Origin of the sequence: Nocardioides ungokensis (assembly GCF_013466985.1) — a bacterium.
GTDB classification, from domain to species: domain Bacteria; phylum Actinomycetota; class Actinomycetes; order Propionibacteriales; family Nocardioidaceae; genus Nocardioides; species Nocardioides ungokensis.
The window spans coordinates 2,435,477-2,454,202 of sequence record NZ_CP059164.1 but is presented as its reverse complement, the minus strand read 5'-3'; the positions used below and the strand labels follow the sequence as shown (position 1 = coordinate 2,454,202).

The following is an 18,726-nucleotide window of genomic DNA, read 5'->3' as shown; positions in this document are numbered from 1 at the left end:
GTCCTCAGCCCTCTCCTAGTTCCGGTGCCGGTCCTTCGGCGTGCGCAACCGACACGGGAACCTCCCGGCGTGGGGAGCTCTCGGTCCGCTGCCGGTGCTGCCTACGACGATACGGGACGAGCGTGAGCAACAGGCCAAGGATCGTGAGAGTCAGGCACACCCGTCCGGTCCACGCGCCGAGGCGTACGGCGGGCGTGACACCGGTGCCCAGCCCGACCTGCTGGACCAGGACGTCGCGGGTGCGGATCCCGGCGCGGTCCACGACGGTGCCGTCCGGTGCGATGATCCCCGAGATCCCGTTGGTCGCCGCGACCACGACCCAGCGGCCGAGCTCGATGGCCCGCAGCCGGCTGATCGCGAACTGCTGGTCGATCTGCGAGGTGTGGATGAAGGTGGCGTTGCTGGTCTGCACGGTGACCAGCTGGGCGTCGTTGCCCAGCTGGGCGTAGAGCCCGTCGTCGTACGCCACGTCGAAGCAGATGGCGTCGGCGACCCGGATGCCCGCGATGCTGAGGGGCTCGGTGCGGGTGCCGGCCAGCATGTCGCGCGGGATCAGCGCCAGCCGTCCGAAGTTCTTGCCGTTGAAGAAGCGGCGGAACGGGATGTACTCCCCGTAGGGCACCGGGTGCCACTTGGTGTAGCGGTCCGCCGCACCGGTGCCCGGGTTCCACACGATGCCCTGGTTGAGCACGTGGGTCGGTCCGGCGTCGACCAGGGCGCCCACCAGGATGGGTACGCCGATGGCGCTCGAGGCCGTACGGATCCCGTCGGCCGTCTGTACGTCGGTGAACGGATCCACGGCGGTGGAGTTCTCGGGCCAGACGACGAACGAGGGCCGGGCGACCGCCCCGGTCGAGACCTCGGCCGCGAGGGCGACGGTGGCGTCGACGTGGTTCTGGGTCACCTGGCGGAAGTCGTAGAGGATGTCGTCGCCGTTGCCGGGGACGTTGCCCTGCACCGCCGCGACCGTGGTGTGGCCGTCGATCCGCGGCTCGTAGGGCATCACTGCGGGCGCGGTCGCCACCACGGCGGTGACGCCCAGGGCCCCGACCGCGACCCAGCGGCTCCTCCCCCGGGACACGAGCAGGTGCGCGAGCAGGCCGCCGGACAGGGCCAGCAGGAAGCTGACACCGGTCGAGCCCACGTACGCCAGAGCCGGGGCCACCGGCGTGTCGACGGTGGCGAAGGCCAGCCGCCCCCAGGGCATGCCGCTGAACGGCCACGAGCTCCGGACCACCTCCATCGACACCCACGCCGCGGCGAACCACAGCGGCCAGGCGCGGCGGCGGACCAGGACGGCGGTCACCGAGCCGAGCAGGCCGTAGAACAGCGCCTCGATGCCGGACAGCGCGATCCACGCGTCGGTGCCGACGGCCCGCATCCAGAAGATGAGCACGAAGTAGAAGGCGACCCCGAACGCCAGCCCGGGGATCCAGCCCCGGCCGGGGCCCAGCCCGCGGACGGCGAGCGCGAAGCCGGCCACCGCGAAGGGCACGAGCACGGCCGCGGCCACCGGCTCGAAGGCCAGCGCGAGGCGAGGCCCGCCGCCAGCGCGAGGGACGTCCGCCAGAGCACGGGGGCAAAGGTACCCAACGAGTGCCGCGGAACCCTGCGTATCGCAGAGCTCCGGAGGGGATTCGGACCCTTCGGACCAACCCGCGACCGACCGGCTGCCGAAGGCGGGCTGTTGTCTAGGGGGTACGGATCCCCTCCGTGTCCGTCCTCGCGGAGCGGACCGTCCTCCGCGAACCGGTTCGGATGGGTGGTTGGCACCCCACCCTCCGACCCGGCCACTCGGACGACGGTCCACCCGCCACGATCTGCATGGGCGGACGGGTCACCTTGGATCGTGAGGTGGCCGGCTGTCAACACCCTCTTGACCTGCGCAAACAGCGATCTGTGCAGGTCAGCGGCAGGTTCGCCCGCGCGGGATTTTGCCGTTAAATGTTCGGGCCCGGCGGCGTGTCGGCGTCAACGCGCCGCCCGGACGCCTCGTCAGCCGGGGACGACGACCGTTCCGGTGGCCGTCGTGGCCAGGATCGGCGCGGCCAGGACGGCTGCGCCACCGGGCCGTTCGTCGGTCGCCTCGCCCCGCGCGACGACGTGGACGGCGAACTCCATCACCCGCGAGCGGGTGCCGACCCGCACGATCTCGCAGCTGATCTCGAGGACGTCGCCGGCGCGCACCGGCGCCCGGAACTGCACGTCGGAGTACGACGCGAACAGGCCCTCGTCGCCGTCGGTGCGGATGCACATCTCGGTCGCCACGTCGCCGAACAGCCCCAGGCTGTAGGCGCCGTCGACCAGGTTGCCGGCGTAGTGGGCGTGCGAGTAGGGCACGTAGCGGCGGTGCACCACCCGGGTGCCGACCTCGGCCGTGGTCGGGGCTGCCATCAGGAGGCCTTCCTCTCGGGCTGCTTCTCGGGTCGGGCGTCCGGCCGCGTTTCCGGCTGGGGGGCGAGGCGGTGGACGAGGTAGCTCGCGACCTCGCCCGGCGTCGTACCCCGGCCGAAGACCCGGTCCACGCCCAGGTCGGCAGCGGCGGACTCGTCGAAGCGGGGGCCGCCGACGATCAGCAGCGGCATCCGGTCGGAGGGGTAGGACTCACGGAAGGCGGCGGACATCTCGCGGGTGTTGAGCAGGTGCGCGTCGCGCTGGGTCACGACCTGCGAGACCAGCACCGCGTCGGCCTTCTCGGCCCGGGCACGCTCCACCAGCTGCGGCACGGACACCTGCGCGCCGAGGTTCACGACCTTCAGCTCGCGGTAGTACTCCAGCCCCTTCTCCCCCGCGAACCCCTTGATGTTGAGGATCGCGTCGATGCCCACGGTGTGGGCGTCGGTGCCGATGCAGGCGCCGACGATCGTCAGCCGCCGTCGCAGCGACCGCTTGACCGCGGCGTTGACCTCCTTGGGCGTGAGCAGCGGGTAGTCGCGCTCGACCACCTCCACCTTGCTGGTGTCGACGAGGTGGTGGACCCGCCCGTAGACGACGAAGAAGGTGAAGTCCGGGCCCATCGGCTTGGCGTGGACGACCAGGGCCGGGTCCATGCCCATCTTGTTGGCCAGCTGCGCCGCGGCGCCCTCGGCCACCTTGGAGTGCGGGATGGGGAGGGTGAAGCTCAGCTGCACCATGCCGTCGCCGGTGGTGTCGCCGTACGGCCGGACGATGCGGCCCTCGGTGGTCGAGCTCACTTCTGCTCCTCCAGCAGCTCGGTGGCGGGGTTGTAGTAGACGCCGGACTTCTTGGCGACACCGTCGAGGCCGCGGCCGCCGTCGGCGGGCCGTTTCATCAGGCCGAACGTGCCGTCGGCGATGGCGGCCAGCAGCGGCGGGTCACCGGCAGCGTCGCTGTCGGTCACGATCCGGTCGAGCAGCTCGATCGTCTCCGCGAGCACCTGCCGGGCGCGGTTGGCGATGAAGCCGTCGGGAGCCGGGCGGAAGTCCTCGTGCAGGTTGCCGGCGGCGTTCATCACGTAGCGCACGTTCTGCAGGGCCAGGTCGCGGTCGGAGAGCCACGGGGTGACCACGGCCTCGGTCATCATCCCGACCAGCAGGATGCCCTGCCCGGTCAGGGCCCCGGCGAGGTTGAAGAAGCCGTCGAGGAGGTAGCCACGGAAGACGTCCCCGGTCATGTGCCGGGTCGGCGGCATCCACTTCAGCGGCGCGTTCGGGAACAGCTCGCGGGCCAGCAGGGCGTGGGCGAGCTCCATGCGGAACGAGTCGGGCACCTCGGGGTCGATCTCGAAGGCGTGACCGAGCCCGAGCTGCCAGTCCTCCAGACCCGCCTCCTTGCCGAAGTACTCGTTGAGGAGCTGGCTGGTGCTCACCGTGTGTGCGGCCTCGACGGCGTCGGCGGTGGTGAGGTAGTTGTCCTCGCCGGTGTTGATGATGATGCCGGCGCGTGCGTGGACCTGGCGGCTGAAGCGCTGGTCGACGAACGTGCGGACCGGGTTGATGTCGCGGAAGAGGATCCCGTACATCGAGTCGTTGAGCATCATGTCGAGCCGCTCCATGCCCGCGAGCGCGGCGATCTCCGGCATGCACAGGCCCGAGGCGTAGTTGGTCAGCCGCACGTAGCGGCCGAGCTCCTTGCTCGACTCGTCGAGGGCGGCCCGCATCAGGCGGAAGTTCTCCTGCGTGGCGTAGGTGCCGGCGAAGCCCTCGCGGGTCGCTCCCTCGGGCACGTAGTCCAGCAGGCTCTGCCCGGTCGAGCGGATCACCGCGATGACGTCGGCGCCCTCGCGCGCCGCCTGCTGGGCCTGCGGGATGTCCTCGTAGATGTCGCCGGTGGCCACGATCAGGTAGATCCACGGCTTGCGGGGTGCGTCGCCGAACTTCCTGATCAGGCGGTCGCGCTCCTTGCGGCGGGCGTCGATGCGCCGGATCCCGCCCGCCACCTGCCGCCGGCTGGCGGTGGTCGCCCGGGTGGCGTCGCGGCCCTCGGGGAGGCGGAACCGCACGGAGCCGGCCGAGGCCTTCTGGGCGAGGGTGGCCAGGTCGTCAGCCTCGCCGCGCAGCAGTGCGTCCCACACCGGCAGCGCGACACCGTGCTCGAGGCCGACGTCGGCGCGGACGACGTCGAGGAGCCGGTTGACCCAGGGGGTCCCCTCGGGATCGGCACCCTCGAGGCCCGCGAGGCGGAGCGTGGCGCGCTCGACGGCGACGGTGGTGTGCTTCTTGGCCATCGTCACGATCGGTCGTCCGGCCTTGCGGGCCAGGGACCGCGCGTGCCGCACGGTGGTCGGGTCGAGATCGAGCTTGCCGGTGGGGCGGCGGGTCATGCGTGGGCCTCCAGTCGTGCCTCGAAGAGCCGGCGCACCCCGTCGTTCTCCCGCAGGAGCTCGAGGGCGTACGCCGCGTGGCCGGGCGCGTACCCGTTGCCGACCAGCATGGTGACATCGGCGGCCAGGCCCTCGGCGCCCAGCGCGGCGGCCGCGAAGGAGGTGGCCATCGAGAAGAACACCACGGTCCCGCGCTCGGCGGTGGCGAGGATCGCCCCGCCCTCGCAGCCCGGCACGTCCACGCAGACCACGGTGACGTCAGCGGGTCCGCCGGCGGCGGTGACCGCGTCGCGCAGGGCGATCGGGTTGCGGGCGTCGGCGACGACGACCTCGTCGGCCAGCCCGGACTCGCGCAGCTGGGTCGCCTCGCGCTCGTGGGGCACGACGCCGATGGTCCGGCCGGCCCCGGCGTGACGGGCGGCAGCCAGGCTCAGCGACCCGGACTTCCCTCCCCCGCCGATGACGGCGACGGTCGGTGCGTCGTACCCCTCCACCACCCGGGCGGTCAGGGCCGGGGCGCCGCACACGTCCATCACCGAGAGGCTCAGGTCGGCGGGCAGGTCGTCGGGAAGCACGGCGGCGATCGACCGGCCGAACAGCACGGCGTACCCGTCGCACGGCACCTGCTCCCCGCGGCCGTCCCACGACCGCAGGTCGTCCTCGATCACCAGCGGGGTCAGCGTCAGGGACACCAGCGTCGCCACTCGGTCGCCGGGCCGCAGGCCCAGGGGCGAGCGCGGTCCGACCTCCTCGACGGTGCCGACGAGCATGCCGCCGGACCCGGTCTCGGGGTTCTGCATCTTGCCGCGGGTCGCGACGATGTCGAGGACCTCGCGGCGGACCGCGTCGCCGTCACCGGCGTGCTTGCGCTCGAGCTGGCGGAACGACGCGGCGTCGAGGTTGAGCTTCTCCACGCGGATCCTGACCTCGTCGGGCCACAGCTCGCGGCGGGTGTCGAGGCGCTGGGCCGCCTGGGGCAGCACCACGGTGTCGTCGAGGACACGGTGCAGACCGGTCGGATCGCTGTCGAGGGCCACCATGGCGGGGGTTCCTCCGTAGTTGCGGGGCTGGGACAGGAGAATCTGCGGCGCGGCATTGGACGGGCCGCACATTCTCCTCGTACTCTGGCAGAGGTGGCCCAGACCACACAACTTGCACGCGCCGCCGTGCGACGTACCGCTGCACCTCAGGAGAACTCATGAGCATCGAGACCTCGATCGGCCTGGAGACGGGCCAGCCCTACCCCTACCAGCGGGTGGAGCTGGTCGAGCCAGACTGGACCCGGTTCCCGGGCTGGAAGGACGTCACCACCGAGGAGTGGGAGTCGGTGCAGTGGCAGCGTGCGCACTGCATCAAGAACGTCCGGCAGCTGCGTGAGCTGCTCGGCGACCTGGTGGACGAGCGGTTCTACGCCGACCTCGAGCGCGACCAGGCCGAGCGGGCCACCATGTCGATGCTGGTGCCGCCGCAGATGATGAACACGATGGTCCCGCACGACGTGCCGGCCGGCCCGGGTTCGCTTACCGAGGCGTTCTACGCCGACCCGATCCGCCACTACATGATCCCGGTGTTCTCGGACCCGTCGTACCGACTGGTCCTCGCACCCGCACTCCACGCGCGACTCGCTGCACGAGCACGACATGTGGGTGGCCGAGGGGCTCACGCACCGCTACCCCACCAAGGTGCTGGCCGAGCTGCTGCCCACCTGCCCGCAGTACTGCGGGCACTGCACCCGGATGGACCTGGTCGGCAACTCCACGCCCGTCATCGACAAGCTGAAGTTCGCGGGCAAGCCCAACGACCGCCTCGGCGAGATGATGGACTACCTGCGGCGCACGCCCTCGGTGCGCGACGTGGTGGTCTCCGGCGGCGACGTCGCGAACATGCCGTGGCCGCGCCTGGAGGACTTCCTCACCAAGCTGCTCGAGATCGAGAACATCCGCGACATCCGGCTCGCCACCAAGGCCCTGATCGGCCTGCCCCAGCACTGGCTCCAGGACGACGTGCGCGCCGGCATGGAGCGGGTGGCGACGACCGCGCGCGAGCGGGGCGTGTCCGTGGCGATCCACACCCACACCAACCACGCCAACTCGGTGACCCCGATCGTGGCGCGGGCGACTCGCGCCATGCTGGACACCGGCATCCGCGACGTTCGCAACCAGGGCGTTCTGCTCAACGGCGTGAACGCCGACCCGCACGCGCTGCTCGACCTGTGCTTCCGGCTGCTCGACGGCGCGCAGATCATGCCCTACTACTTCTACATGTGCGACATGATCCCGTTCGCCGAGCACTGGCGGGTCTCGGTCGCCGACGCGCAGCGGTTGCAGCACCACATCATGGGCTACCTGCCGGGCTTCGCGACCCCGCGCATCGTGTGCGACGTCCCGTTCGTCGGCAAGCGCTGGGTGCACCAGCTGGCCGACTACGACACCGAGCGCGGCATCTCCTACTGGACGAAGAACTACCGCACCTCCATCGAGGCCGCCGACCCGGAGGCGCTCAACCGCACCTTCGAGTACTACGACCCGATCCACACGCTGCCGGAGTCCGGCCAGCAGTGGTGGGCACAGCACGCCGACCTCGACTCCACCGCGCTCAAGGCGGCCGAGGTCGCCGAGGCCTCGCGGCGGATGGCGGCGCTGCAGGCCTACTGAGCTCGGCGTTGACGCGTGCAGGACTCCCCGGCTGGCCGGGGAGTCCTGTGCTTGTCGGCCGTTGCCCTGGCCGACAAGCACCAGACCTGGCCGACAACCCAGCCCCGGTTATCCACAGATCGTCGATCGGCCGGTTCGCGAGCCTCGGTCTCGGGTGATGCTCGGCCCATGGACGCACGTCTCGATGCCATTGCCGCGGAGCACGGAGTCTTCCTGCGATGGGAGGCTCTCGCACTCGGGTACGACGACCGCGTGATCGCCCGGCGGGTCAAGGACGGCGAGTGGGTGCGGGTGCGGACCGGGGCGTACGTGTCGGCCGTGCACTGGGACGAGCTCGACGAGGCGGGTCGTCGCCGAACCGTCACCAGCGCAGCGGTCCGCACCGCCCGGACCCACGTGCTCCTCTCCCACACGTCGGCCGCGGACGCACTGGGCGCGGCCGTCTGGGACATGCCCGACCTGGTCCACCTCACCCGGACCGACGGCCGGGCAGGCAGGGCGGCCGCCGGCATCAAGCAGCACCGCGGTGAGCTCCGCGTCGGCGACGTCACCCGTCGGGACGGACAGCTGCTCACCAGCGGCACGCGCACAGCGCTCGACATCACCACGATCGCCGACGTCGAGCACAGCCTCGTCACCGTCAACGACCTGCTGCACTTCGGAGAGACGACGCCGGAGCTCCTCGCGATCGGGCTCGGAAGTCGCACCTACTGGCCGCACTCGTTGACCAGCGACCTCATCGTACGGCTGGCGGACGGTCGGGTGGAGTCGGTCGGGGAGTCACGAACCCTGTACCTGTGCTGGGCGCAGGGGCTGCCGGCCCCGATTCCCCAGTACGAGATCAAGGACCGGTCGGGGCGGGTGATCGCGAGGGTCGACTTCGCCTGGCCGGAGCTCGGGGTGTTCCTCGAGTTCGACGGCAGGGTCAAGTACGAGAGGATGCTCCGCGAGGGAGAGTCGGTCACCGACGTCGTGCTGCGCGAGAAGCGCCGGGAGCAGCTCATCTGCGAGCTCACCGGATGGCGGTGCATCCGCATCGTCTGGGCCGACCTCTACACGCCGGCGCTCACGGCCTCGCGGATCCGGGCCCTGTTCCGGTTCGGCACGGTCACCGCCTGAAATCGGCGGGGGTTGTCAGCCAGGTCCCACGCTTGTCAGCCGTTGCACTGGCCGACAAGCAACGGTTTCGCCGGTCAGCCGGTGACTCCTGCGGGCGGCGGCCCCTCACACCACCGAGCGACCCTCGTACGGCGTGGAGAGCACGATCGTCGTCCGGGTGGCGACGTTGGCGGCGGCGCGGATCCGGGCGAGGAGGTCCTCGAGGTGGGCCGGGGTGGGGACCCGGATCTTGAGGATGTAGGACTCCTCCCCCGCGACCGACCAGCACGACTCGATCTCGCTGATGCACTGCAGGCGCTCGGGCGAGTCGTCGGGCTGGGAGGGGTCGATCGGCCGGATCGAGATGAAGGCCGTGAGCGGAAGTCCGAGCTGGTCGTGGTCGATCGTGGCGCCGTACCCCTTGATCAGGCCGCGCGTCTCCAGCCGCTTGACGCGCTGGTGCACCGCCGACGTCGACAGCCCCGTCGCCTTCCCCAGGTCGGTGAAGGACATCCTCCCGTCGCCGGCCAGCAGCTCGAGGATCTTGCGGTCGGTGGCTTCGACGTCGGAAGTGCTCACGCCGCACAGGCTAGCGGTCTCGACGTGGCAGGATGCCGGTCGTGACGAGGGATGAACAGGGTCGCCTGATGCTGCTGGACACGGCCTCGATGTACTTCCGGGCCTTCTACGGGGTGCCGGAGATCAAGGGGCCGGACGGCACGCCCGTCAACGCGGTCCGCGGGCTGCTCGACTTCATCTCCCGTCTGGTCGGCGACTACCGACCCACCGACCTGGTCTGCTGCTGGGACAACGACTGGCGACCGCAGTGGCGCGTCGACCTGCTGCCCTCCTACAAGGCCCACCGGGTCGAGGCGGAGGTCCAGTCCGCACCGGACGTGGAGGAGGTCCCCGACCCGCTGCAGGTCCAGATCCCGATCATCGTGGAGGTGCTCGACGCGTTCGGGATCTGCGTGATCGGCGCCGACGGCTACGAGGCAGACGACGTGATCGGCACGCTCGCGACCGGGGCCGGCCAGCCGGTCGACATCGTCACCGGTGACCGGGACCTCTTCCAGCTCGTCGACGACGAGGCAGACGTGCGCGTGCTCTACATCGCCCGCGGGGTCGGCAACCACGAGCGCGTCACCAACGACTGGGTGCGCGGCAAGTACGACATCGACGCCCGGCAGTACGCCGACTTCGCCACCCTGCGCGGCGACGCCTCCGACGGGCTGCCCGGGGTCGCGGGGGTGGGTGAGAAGACCGCCGCCACCCTGCTCAAGCGCTTCGACCACGTGGACGGCATCGTCGCGGCGGCCCTCGACCCCTCTTCCGAGATGGGGCCCGGCCCGCGCGGCAAGATCAAGCAGGCCAGGGACTACCTCGAGGTCGCCCCGCGTGTCGTCGCGGTCGCCCGCGACATCGACCTCGGCTCCCCCGCCACCGCGCTCCCCGCACCCCGCGCGACCCCGACGCGCTCCTCGACCTGGCGCAGCGCTACGGGCTCGAGAGCCCGGTTGAACGGCTGATCAACACGCTGGCCGGCTGATGGAGCCGCTGGAGATCCGGCGTCGTCCCACGCGGCAGGCCTATCGCGTCTTCGCCGCCCGGGTGGCCCTGCTGGTCGGTGGGCTCGCCGTCCTCGTCCCGGGGTTCGTCGCCCTGGTGACCCAGCCACTGACCCAGAGTGACAGGATCAACGCCGCCTTCCTGGTCGGTGTCGGGGGCTTCGCCACCGGCCTGGGGATCCTGCGGCTCCGCACCGGCCGCGGGTTGGTTTCGCGCCCGGTGGTGATCAGGCTGGACGCCACCGGGGTGCGCGTGCTGGGCGGCTCGATCACCAGCCCTGCGTTCTCGTTCCTGGCCTGGCCGGACGTGGCGGCGGTCGAGGTCCGGCCCGTCGAGCTCGACGTCAGGCTGTTCGCCTTCGCCGACGGTGGCGCGACGGTGCTGCGATTCGTCCCCCGCGCCGACGACCTCATCGAGGGCGAGCCCCCGGACGGGTTCACCCTTGTCAAGGCCACCGCGCTCGGGCTGACCCCGACGGCCGCGTCGCTCAGCCTGATCCAGGGAGACACCTCGGCCTTCCGCGTGCCGTTGGTCCTCGACTGGGTACGCCGCCACCAGCCGACGGTCCCCGTCGAGGACCTCCGGGGAGCGGGCGACCCCACCGGGTGACGCACCCGGACCGCTGGGTGCGGTCCGTACGGTGGGTCCCATGAGTCGTATCGCAGTCGTCGGAGGCCACGGACAGGTGGCCATGCACCTCCACCCCGCACTGGTGGCCGCGGGACACACGCCGGTCGCCCTGGTCCGCTCGGAGGACTACCGGTCCGAGCTCGAGGCATTGGGCGCGGAGGTCCGCATCCTCGACATCGAGAAGCAGGACGCCGCGGACTTCGCCGCCGCCTTCGAGGGCTGTGACGCGGTCGTCTTCGCAGCCGGGGGTGGCCCGGACGGCAACATCGAGCGCAAGCGCACCGTGGACCTCGAGGGCAGCCTGAAGTCCATCGACGGTGCCCGGCTGGCCGGCATCGACCGCGTGGTGCAGATCTCCGCGATCGGAGTCGACAGCCCGCTGCCCTCCGACACCGGCGACGTGTGGCGTGCGTACGTCGAGGCGAAGCGCGACGCCGACGCCGCCCTGCGGGACAGCGACCGTGCCTGGACGATCCTGCGGCCGGGGCGGCTGACCGACGACCCCGGCACCGGTCGCGTGGCCCTCGGCCCCGAGGTGGCACGCGGGGAGGTCCCGCGCCAGGACGTGGCGGCGGTGACCGCCGCCGTGCTCGACGAGGACGCCACCATCGGCCAGCAGTGGAACCTCGTCGGCGGCGACGTGCCGGTCGCAGAAGCGGTCCGTCAGTCGGTCAGCCCCGAGTAGGCCACGACGCCGCGCTTCAGCCGCTTCACGACCTCCCGGGCGGTGCTCCGCAGCGGCAGGTCGCCGGCGGCGTCGGCGACCTGGCCCGCGAGGTCCAGCAGCTGCTTCATCCAGCGGACGAAGTCGCCCGCGGCCAGGTCGCTGGGGCCAGCACGTCGTCGAGCTCGTCGCCCTCCGCCCACCGGTAGGCCACCCAGGCGAAGCCCATGTCGGGCGCGCGCAGGAAGTCGAGCTTGTGGTCGCGCTCGAGGGCGTCCAGCTCGCCCCACAGCCGCACCATCTCGGCGATCGCGTCGCGCACCGCTCCCCCGGGCACCCGGGGCGAGGACGCGTCGTCGGGGCGGCGCGCCTCGAACACCAGCACCGACAGCGCCGCAGCAAGCTCGGAGGGAGTGAGGTCGTCCCAGAGCCCGTGCCGCAGGCACTCGGCGGCGATCAGGTCCATGTCGGAGTAGATCCGGCGCAGGTAGCGCCCCCGCGAGGTGACCGTGTCGCCCTCGAGGTAGTCCAGCGCCGTGAGCACCTCGCAGACCCGGTCGAACTGGCGGGCCACGGTGTTGGTGCGCTGCTCGACCCGACGCTTGAGGGTCTTGGCGTCGCGGTCGAGCTTGAACCACCGCTCTGCCCACCTGGCGTGGTCCTCCCGGTCGGGACACGCGTGGCACGGGTGCGCCTCGAGGTCCGTGCGCAGCCGGCTGATCTCGCGCTCGGTGCCGGAGTCGATGGGCGCCTTGCCGGCACCCCCCTTGCCCGGTACGGCGCGGCCAGGCCGTGGGTGCGCATGCGCAGGGCCGAGGCGAGGTCGCGCCGCATCTGCGGGTTGCGGCCGTTGAAGTTCTTCGGCACACCCGCAGCCTGGTCACCGCCTCGACCGGGGTCGGGAAGTCCATCAGCGCGAGCCGGCGGGCCTGGCGGTCCGCGGTCACGACGTACGGCCGCGGGCCCTCGGCCGAGTGTCCGGGGTCGACCACCACGGCGTACCCGGCGAACTTGCCGGCCGGGACCTCGATCACGTCACCGGGCTTGAGCAGCGCGAGGGAGGCGAGCACCTCCTCGCGACGGTCCTCGCGCCGGGACCGCGCGGCGGCCTTCTCCGCGTCGCCGATCCGTCGCCGCAGGGCGGCGTATTCCATGAAGTCGCCGAGGTGGCAGGTGGCGGCCTCGCGGTAACCCTCCAGGGCGTCCTCGCTCTTGCGCAACTGCCGGGCCAGCCCGACCACGGCCTTGTCGGCCTGGAACTGCGCGAAGGACTGCTCGAGCAGCTCGCGGGAGCGCTCCCGGCCGAACTGGTGGACCAGGTTGACCGCCATGTTGTACGACGGCCGGAACGACGAGCGGAGCGGGTAGGTGCGCGTGGAGGCGAGGCCGGCCACCTCGCGCGGGTTCATCCCCGGTTGCCACAGCACGACGCCATGTCCCTCGACGTCGAGGCCCCGGCGTCCCGCGCGTCCGGTGAGCTGGGTGTACTCCCCCGGCGTGATGTCGGCGTGGGTCTCACCGTTCCACTTCGACAGCTTCTCGATGACCACGGTGCGCGCGGGCATGTTGATGCCGAGGGCGAGGGTCTCGGTGGCGAAGACGACCTTGCACAGGCCGCGCACGTAGAGCTCCTCCACGCACTGCTTGAACGCCGGCAGCATGCCGGCGTGGTGGGCGGCGATCCCGCGGGTCAGGCCGTCGAGGAAGTCGTGGTAGCCGAGGACGTGCAGATCCTCCTCGGGCAGGTTGCGACAGCTCGCCTCGACGAACTGGTAGATCTCGTCGCGCTCCTCGGGTGTCGTGAGCCGGACCCCGGCGTTCAGGCACTGGGTGACCGCGGCGTCGCAACCGACGCGACTGAAGATGAAGACGATCGCGGGCAGCAGGCCCTGGCGGTCGAGACGGTCGATGACGTCGGCGCGGCTGGGGATCCAGACCCGACGGCCGTTGCCGACCTGCTTCGCCGCGCTCCCCCGGCCGCCCGCCTGCGAGCGTCCGCGCGGTGAGCGGCGGTCCTTCATGCGGGAGCTGGCCCAGTCGTCGCGGGCGATCCGGAGCAGCTCGTTGTTGACCGGTGCCCCCTCCTTGACGAAGCCGGCCGCGGCGTCCACGTCGGAGTCGGCGAACAGGTCGAGGAGGCGCTTGCCCACCATCACGTGTTGGTAGAGCGGCACCGGCCGCTTCTCCTCGACGATCGTCGTGGTGTCGCCGCGCACGGTCTCGAGCCATTCGCCGAACTCCTCGGCGTTGGAGACGGTCGCGGAGAGCGACACCAGCGACACCGACTCGGGCAGGTGGATGATGACCTCCTCCCACACCGCCCCGCGGGCCCGGTCGGCGAGGTAGTGCACCTCGTCCATCACCACGAAACCCAGCCCCAGCAGCGTGCGGGACCCGGCGTACAGCATGTTGCGCAGCACCTCGGTCGTCATCACGACGATGGGCGCCTCGCCGTTGACCACGTTGTCTCCGGTCAGCAGGCCGACCTGCTCGGGCCCGTAGCGGGCCACGAGGTCGTTGTACTTCTGGTTCGACAGCGCCTTGATGGGCGTCGTGTAGAAGCACTTGCGCCCGGTCGCGAGGGCCAGGTGGATGGCGAACTCGCCCACGATCGTCTTGCCGGAGCCCGTGGGAGCCGCGACCAGGACGCCGCGGCCCTCCTCGATCTCGTGGCAGGCGCGCGCCTGGAAGTCGTCGAGCGGGAAGCTGTAGAGGCTCTCGAAGTCACGGAAGACCGGGTGTTCACGACCTCGTCGGAAGTCTGCGTAACGCTCGGCCGGGGTGAGGTCGTCCGCCGTGCTCATGGGTCCACCCTAGGGGCCTTGCCTAGGCCAGGACGGTCAACGCCCCCGGAGCGCACTCGACGGTCAGCGGCAGCGGCCCGAAGCGCTCCCCGTCGGCGTACGCCACGATGCCGGGCGCCGCGACGGTCACGGACCGGACCAGGTGGTGCTCGTACTGCGGATGGTGCACGTGGGTGCCCTTGAACAGCTTGGGGTAGGTCCGCACCAGGTCCGGCTTGGTCATGGTCTTGATGATCACCACGTCCAGGAGCCCGTCGTCGAGCACCGCGCCCTCTGTGATCCGCAGGCCGCCCCCGAAGGACGGCCCGTTGCCGATGGCGACCAGCATGGCGTCCAGGCGCAGCACGGTCCCGTCGAGCTCCAGCGTGTACGGCAGCGGCTGGAAGGTCCGCAGCTCGGCGAGCGTGGCGAGGTTGTAGCGCATCTGGCCCCGCGGCCAGGTCATCCTGTTCGCCCGCTCGTTGACGATCGCGTCGAACCCCGCCGCCATCACGGTCACGAAGTACTTCAAGCCGCTGCGGGCGAGGTCGATGGTGCGCGTCCGGTTGGCGATCACCCGGTCGGCGGCGGCCAGCGGATCCTTGCGCGGGAGGTCGAAGTAGCGGGCGACGTCGTTGCCGGTGCCGGCCGCGACGATGCCCAGGCGAGTGCTCGTGCCGGCCACCGCCTGGGCGCCGAGGTGGACCATCCCGTCGCCCCCGCACACGACCAGGGAGTCCACGCCGTCGGCGACGCACTGCCGGGCCAGGTCCAGGGCCTCGTCGGCGTCCCGGCCGGCGAGGTTGCGCACCACGAGCCCGGCGGCCCTCAGCCGGGGCAGGGCAGCGTCGCGCGCCCGGGCGCCCTTGCCCTTGCCGGACGTGGGGTTGGTCAGGAGCGCGATCTCGCGGGAGGTGCCGGGCACGAGGGCGAGATTAGGCCATCGGGGCGCTCGGGAAGCCAGATCAGCGCGAGCCGCGCCGGGACTCGACGCCGATCCGCAGCCGTGCCACGTAGCGGTCCGGGGAGGCTCCGACGGCCTTGGCCAGCCGGCTCAGGGCGTCCAGCACGAGGTCCGCGGTGAAGGCGGTGCCGGGGACGGCCAGGGTCGGCCGGGACTCGTGCTCGAGGAGCAGGATCTGGCCGTGCCGCCAGGCCTGGTGCGCGCGCTTGCGTACGTCGTCGCTGGCCACCGGCAGCGGGTAGGCCTCGTCGATCGCGAGCAGGTCGCAGGCGACGTCCTGGTCGGTCGAGCCCGCGTCGTCGGCGTGCAGCCGCCCAGCCACGTGGTGGCCCGCGCGGACCCCCGTCTCGGAGGTCCATGTGACGTCGGCGGTGCCCAGCCAGTCCGGCAGGTCGAACGGATCGAGGTCGGTGAGGGCATCCTTCATCGGGACGGTCACAGCGGCGACAGCTCGTCGTCGGCCCACTGGTCGGTGTTGCCCCGGCCCCGGCCGCGGGCCCGGTCCACGGAGCGGGCGATCGCCTCGGCGACGAGGAACAGCACCAGCATCGGGATCGCCAGCATCAGCATCGAGAACGGGTCGGTGGAGGGCGTGGCGACCGCGGCGAAGATGAAGGTCCCGATGATGATCCAGGGGCGGTAGCGGCCCAGTGCCTTGCCGGAGACGACCCCGGCGAGGTTGAGCATGATCACGAAGAGCGGGATCTCGAAGGCGACGCCGAAGACCAGCAGCATGCGGGTCATGAAGCTGAAGTAGTCGTTGAACTCGACGAGGTTCTTCAGGCCGGCCGGGGTGAAGCCGATCAGCACCTCGAGCCCCTTGGGCAGCACGTAGTAGCCCGTGGCCACGCCGATGATGAACAGGGGGCCGGCCACGGCCGCGAAGATCCGCGACCACTTCTTCTCGTTGTCGTGCAGCCCGGGGACGATGAAGCCCCAGATCTGGTAGAGCCAGTACGGGCTGGAGATCACGATGGCTGCGACACCGCACAGCTTGAGCTGGAGCAGCAGCGGGCCGGTCGCGCTCGCGACGTACGCCGTGGTGTCGGTCTTGCCGTGGAGCTGCTGCTGGGCGTCGTTGTAGGGACCGAGCACCAGGCCCAGCAGGCCGTCGTGCGGCTTGTCGTAGAAGAAGAGCGCGACCGTGAATGCGAGGGCCAGGAACAGCGCCGACCGGATCAGCCGGGCGCGCAGCTCACGGAGGTGGTCGGCGAGCGCCATGCGCCCGTCCGCACCCACGGGGTGGTGCGGACGACCGCGCAGCAGGTCGACGATGCCGGCAATGGACAACCCAGGACCCGGTCAGGCGTTGTCGTTGCCGCGCAGCCGCTCACGCTCGGCGTCGAGCTCAGCCTGGCGCGCGTCGAGCTCGGCGCGCTGGCGCGCCTCGAGCTCGAGCTGCTCGGGAGTCTTGGTCGCGGGCGCGGACTTGTCGTCGTCGTCCATGAGGCCCTTGGTCTCGGCCTTGAAGATGCGCAGCGCGCGACCGCTGCCGCGGGCGAGCTCGGGGAGCTTGGCCGCGCCGAAGAGCAGGATGACGACTGCCAGGATCAGCAGAAGCTCCGGGGTGCCGAGGTTGGCGATCATTGGGGTGATCATGAGGTCCTCATCGTGGGAGTTGCGACAGTGTTCATGGTACGCCGCGTCATGAGTACAGGCTCAGCGTGGCACGGGCGGCGGCAAGGAAGGACTCGGTGAGCTCGGGGGGCGAGACGACCCGCGCGTGCGGGGCCAGGCGCAGGAGCAGGCGCTGCAACCAGCGCTGGTCGGCGACGAGGAGGTCGACCTCCAGACCGCCGTCGGGCAGTGGCCGCACCTCCTCCACCGGGTAGTACTCCACGACCCAGCGGGCGGCCGGCTCGAGGTGCAGGGTGACCGTGGTGGTGTCTGCGGACTGCGTGAACAGCCCGTCGCCGAGGTCACGGGGCGCTTCGGGTGCCGTCTCGATCGGCCGGTCGAGCACCTCGGCCGCATGGATCCGGTCGAGACGGAACAGCCGCGGCGCCTCCGCGCTGTGGCACCACGCGTCGAGATAGGCGAACCCGTGGGCCGACACGACGCCGCGGGGGTCGACGGTGCGCTCGGACTGCTCGTCCCGCGAGGGGACGTAGTAGGTCAGGCGCACCTGGCGCTGCTGCTCGGCCGCCTCGCGCAGCCGGGCCTCCAGGCGGATGAGATCCGGCCCGGGGAGCTCGTCGCCAGGGTCGATCTGGGCTGCGGCCGAGCCTTCCGCGGCGGCCGCCTCGAGCTTGGCGAGCGCCCGGTCCACCACCTCGCGGGTCTCGTCGCCGGCGCCGTTGCGCAGGGCGCGCAGCGCCACGATGATCGCGGTCGCCTCCGTGGGCGAGAGCCGCAGCGGCCGCGCCAGGTAGTCGGCGTTCGACACCCGGATCACCCCGTCGCCCTCCTCGCCCTCCAGGGCGTCGAGGTCGACGTCGATCAGGTCGTCGGGGTAGCCGCCAGGCAGGCCGCACATGAGCAGCACCTTGAGGTCGCGCACCAGCTGCTCGGGGTCGACGCCCAGGGCCCGAGCGGCGTCCTCGAGCCGCACCTGACCGCGGGCGTGCAGGAACGGCACCAGGGTCAGCAGCCGGGCCACCTGCTCCTTCGCGGCCGTCTGGGCGGGAGGGCGTGCGCTCATGCTCGTGCCTCCCCCGTGCCGGCGCCGACCACGGCGGCGAGCCGCTCCACGATCCGGTCCCGGAGCTCGGCCGGCTCCTCGACGCGGACGTCGGCGCCGTAGCCCAGGAGCTCGTCGGCCAGGCCGGGCCCGCTGCGCGAGACCAGGAGCCGGTCCCAGGCGGACGCGTCGTCGGGCCCGGGGACGCCGACCTCCACGCTCTCGGCGTTGCGGCGCAGGGCGAGCCCGGCACCGGCGCGGACCAGGACCGTGGCCCGCTCGGAGGTCGGTGCGGGTGCCAGCCGGTGCGCCGTGGCCCGGACGTCGGTGCCGGGCGGCACGTCGTACGAGCCGGGCTTGCCGGCGCGGCGTGCCTCGCCCTGGACGCGCGAGAGCCGGAAGACCCGCTCCTCGCCGCGGTCGGTGTCGAAGCCCACGGCGTACCAGCGGCCGGAGTAGCGGACGACGCCCCACGGCTGCAGGTGGCGCGTGGTGGAGGTGTCCTCCCCCGGTCGGCGGTAGTCGAACTCGACCGGGCAGCGCTCCTGGGTCGCCTCCCAGAACACGTCGAAGGACGGCTCGTCGGCGCTCAGGCGCGGCTGGGCGATGTCGAGGGCGGAGACGTCCAGCGGTACGCCGAGCGCCGTCAGCTTGCGGACCGCCTCGGTGGTGGCCTCGGCCAGCCGGGCGTGCTCCCACACGCGGGTGGCAAGGCCGATCACGGCGGCCTCGTCGGCCTCCAGGCTCACGTCGGGCAGGGCGAAGCGGTCCGGGGGGATCCGGTAGCCGGGCTCGTCGTCGAAGAGGGGGTCCATGTTGCCCACCTCGATCGGGACGCCGAGGCTGCGCAGCTCCTCCTTGTCGCGCTCGAACATCTTCTCGAACCCGTCGTGGACGAGTCGGGATAGAGGATCGCGCGGATCCGCTCCTTGCTGACGTAGTTGCGCTGGACGAGCAGCAT

The 18,726-nt window shown here is 71.6% G+C and carries 19 protein-coding genes and 1 pseudogene; 5 read left to right on the top strand and 15 right to left on the bottom strand.

What is annotated here, in order from left to right; translation table 11 throughout:
• Positions 1-4 precede the first annotated feature (4 nt).
• From lnt to kdd, 5 genes are all read right to left on the bottom strand, one after another.
• Positions 5-1,528, bottom strand: a complete 1,524-nt coding sequence (gene lnt, locus H0S67_RS12040; protein ID WP_425489935.1) for an apolipoprotein N-acyltransferase — start codon at positions 1,526-1,528, stop codon at positions 5-7.
• Positions 1,529-1,995: 467 nt separating this feature from the next.
• Positions 1,996-2,394: a 3-aminobutyryl-CoA ammonia lyase gene (kal, locus tag H0S67_RS12035; RefSeq protein WP_180933259.1), complete on the bottom strand. Its 399-nt coding sequence runs from the start codon at positions 2,392-2,394 to the stop codon at positions 1,996-1,998.
• Positions 2,394-3,194 (bottom strand): lysine 5,6-aminomutase subunit beta, encoded by an 801-nt coding sequence (gene kamE, locus H0S67_RS12030; RefSeq protein ID WP_180933258.1) that lies wholly within the window; start codon positions 3,192-3,194, stop codon positions 2,394-2,396. The genes kal and kamE overlap by 1 nt, the downstream gene beginning before the upstream one ends.
• A complete protein-coding gene (gene kamD, locus H0S67_RS12025; RefSeq protein ID WP_180933257.1) occupies positions 3,191-4,783 on the bottom strand; it encodes a lysine 5,6-aminomutase subunit alpha in 1,593 nt (530 codons plus the stop codon). Before kamD ends, kamE begins: the two co-directional genes overlap by 4 nt.
• A complete protein-coding gene (kdd, locus tag H0S67_RS12020) occupies positions 4,780-5,823 on the bottom strand; it encodes an L-erythro-3,5-diaminohexanoate dehydrogenase (RefSeq protein ID WP_180933256.1) in 1,044 nt (347 codons plus the stop codon). Before kdd ends, kamD begins: the two co-directional genes overlap by 4 nt.
• A gap of 600 nt (positions 5,824-6,423) precedes the next feature.
• Here kdd and H0S67_RS12015 point away from each other — a divergent pair.
• Together H0S67_RS12015 and H0S67_RS12010 are read left to right on the top strand one after the other, a co-directional pair.
• Complete coding sequence (locus H0S67_RS12015) at positions 6,424-7,437, top strand: KamA family radical SAM protein (RefSeq protein ID WP_246354690.1); 1,014 nt, start codon at positions 6,424-6,426, stop codon at positions 7,435-7,437.
• A 168-nt stretch (positions 7,438-7,605) separates the two neighbouring features.
• Positions 7,606-8,556 (top strand): type IV toxin-antitoxin system AbiEi family antitoxin domain-containing protein, encoded by a 951-nt coding sequence (locus tag H0S67_RS12010; protein WP_180933255.1) that lies wholly within the window; start codon positions 7,606-7,608, stop codon positions 8,554-8,556.
• Positions 8,557-8,661: 105 nt separating this feature from the next.
• Here the strand turns inward: H0S67_RS12010 and H0S67_RS12005 are convergent, their stop codons facing one another.
• Positions 8,662-9,114, bottom strand: coding sequence for an Lrp/AsnC family transcriptional regulator (locus H0S67_RS12005; protein ID WP_246354689.1), 453 nt, complete (start codon positions 9,112-9,114; stop codon positions 8,662-8,664).
• Positions 9,115-9,182: 68 nt separating this feature from the next.
• Here H0S67_RS12005 and H0S67_RS12000 point away from each other — a divergent pair, with 68 nt between their 5' ends.
• The 3 genes from H0S67_RS12000 to H0S67_RS11990 are packed head-to-tail and all read left to right on the top strand — an operon-like array spanning position 9,183 to position 11,419.
• Positions 9,183-10,064: a 5'-3' exonuclease gene (locus H0S67_RS12000; protein ID WP_246354688.1), complete on the top strand. Its 882-nt coding sequence runs from the start codon at positions 9,183-9,185 to the stop codon at positions 10,062-10,064.
• A 19-nt stretch (positions 10,065-10,083) separates the two neighbouring features.
• Positions 10,084-10,713: a hypothetical protein gene (locus H0S67_RS11995; RefSeq protein WP_180933254.1), complete on the top strand. Its 630-nt coding sequence runs from the start codon at positions 10,084-10,086 to the stop codon at positions 10,711-10,713.
• A gap of 40 nt (positions 10,714-10,753) precedes the next feature.
• The gene (locus H0S67_RS11990) at positions 10,754-11,419 is read left to right on the top strand and encodes an SDR family oxidoreductase (protein ID WP_180933253.1); all 666 of its coding nucleotides are present in this window, start codon (positions 10,754-10,756) and stop codon (positions 11,417-11,419) included.
• On the opposite strand, the gene H0S67_RS26720 is transcribed toward H0S67_RS11990, so the two are convergent.
• The 9 genes and pseudogenes from H0S67_RS26720 to H0S67_RS11955 all read right to left on the bottom strand — a co-directional run bounded on the left by H0S67_RS26720 (position 11,398) and on the right by H0S67_RS11955 (position 18,640).
• Positions 11,398-11,529 (bottom strand): hypothetical protein, encoded by a 132-nt coding sequence (locus H0S67_RS26720; RefSeq protein ID WP_281369044.1) that lies wholly within the window; start codon positions 11,527-11,529, stop codon positions 11,398-11,400. The genes H0S67_RS11990 and H0S67_RS26720 overlap by 22 nt on opposite strands.
• Positions 11,526-11,864, bottom strand: a complete 339-nt coding sequence (locus H0S67_RS25195; protein ID WP_281369043.1) for a hypothetical protein — start codon at positions 11,862-11,864, stop codon at positions 11,526-11,528. Before H0S67_RS25195 ends, H0S67_RS26720 begins: the two co-directional genes overlap by 4 nt.
• Positions 11,865-12,258: 394 nt before the next feature.
• Positions 12,259-14,202 (bottom strand): annotated as a pseudogene (locus tag H0S67_RS25190) (DEAD/DEAH box helicase); the annotation flags it as partial.
• A 22-nt stretch (positions 14,203-14,224) separates the two neighbouring features.
• Complete coding sequence (locus tag H0S67_RS11980; protein ID WP_180933252.1) at positions 14,225-15,106, bottom strand: diacylglycerol kinase; 882 nt, start codon at positions 15,104-15,106, stop codon at positions 14,225-14,227.
• Between the two features lie 40 nt (positions 15,107-15,146).
• Positions 15,147-15,572 (bottom strand): hypothetical protein, encoded by a 426-nt coding sequence (locus H0S67_RS11975; RefSeq protein ID WP_180933251.1) that lies wholly within the window; start codon positions 15,570-15,572, stop codon positions 15,147-15,149.
• A gap of 8 nt (positions 15,573-15,580) precedes the next feature.
• The gene (gene tatC, locus H0S67_RS11970) at positions 15,581-16,435 is read right to left on the bottom strand and encodes a twin-arginine translocase subunit TatC (RefSeq protein ID WP_180933250.1); all 855 of its coding nucleotides are present in this window, start codon (positions 16,433-16,435) and stop codon (positions 15,581-15,583) included.
• A gap of 12 nt (positions 16,436-16,447) precedes the next feature.
• Entirely contained in the window at positions 16,448-16,744 is a 297-nt protein-coding gene (gene tatA, locus H0S67_RS28195) for a twin-arginine translocase TatA/TatE family subunit (protein ID WP_281368840.1), read from the bottom strand.
• A gap of 46 nt (positions 16,745-16,790) precedes the next feature.
• Positions 16,791-17,786 carry a helix-turn-helix transcriptional regulator gene (locus H0S67_RS11960; protein ID WP_180933249.1) on the bottom strand — a complete coding sequence of 332 codons (996 nt, stop codon included), beginning with the start codon at positions 17,784-17,786 and terminating at the stop codon, positions 16,791-16,793.
• Complete coding sequence (locus tag H0S67_RS11955) at positions 17,783-18,640, bottom strand: helix-turn-helix transcriptional regulator (protein ID WP_246354687.1); 858 nt, start codon at positions 18,638-18,640, stop codon at positions 17,783-17,785. The genes H0S67_RS11960 and H0S67_RS11955 overlap by 4 nt, the downstream gene beginning before the upstream one ends.
• Between the last annotated feature and the right edge of the window lie 86 nt (positions 18,641-18,726).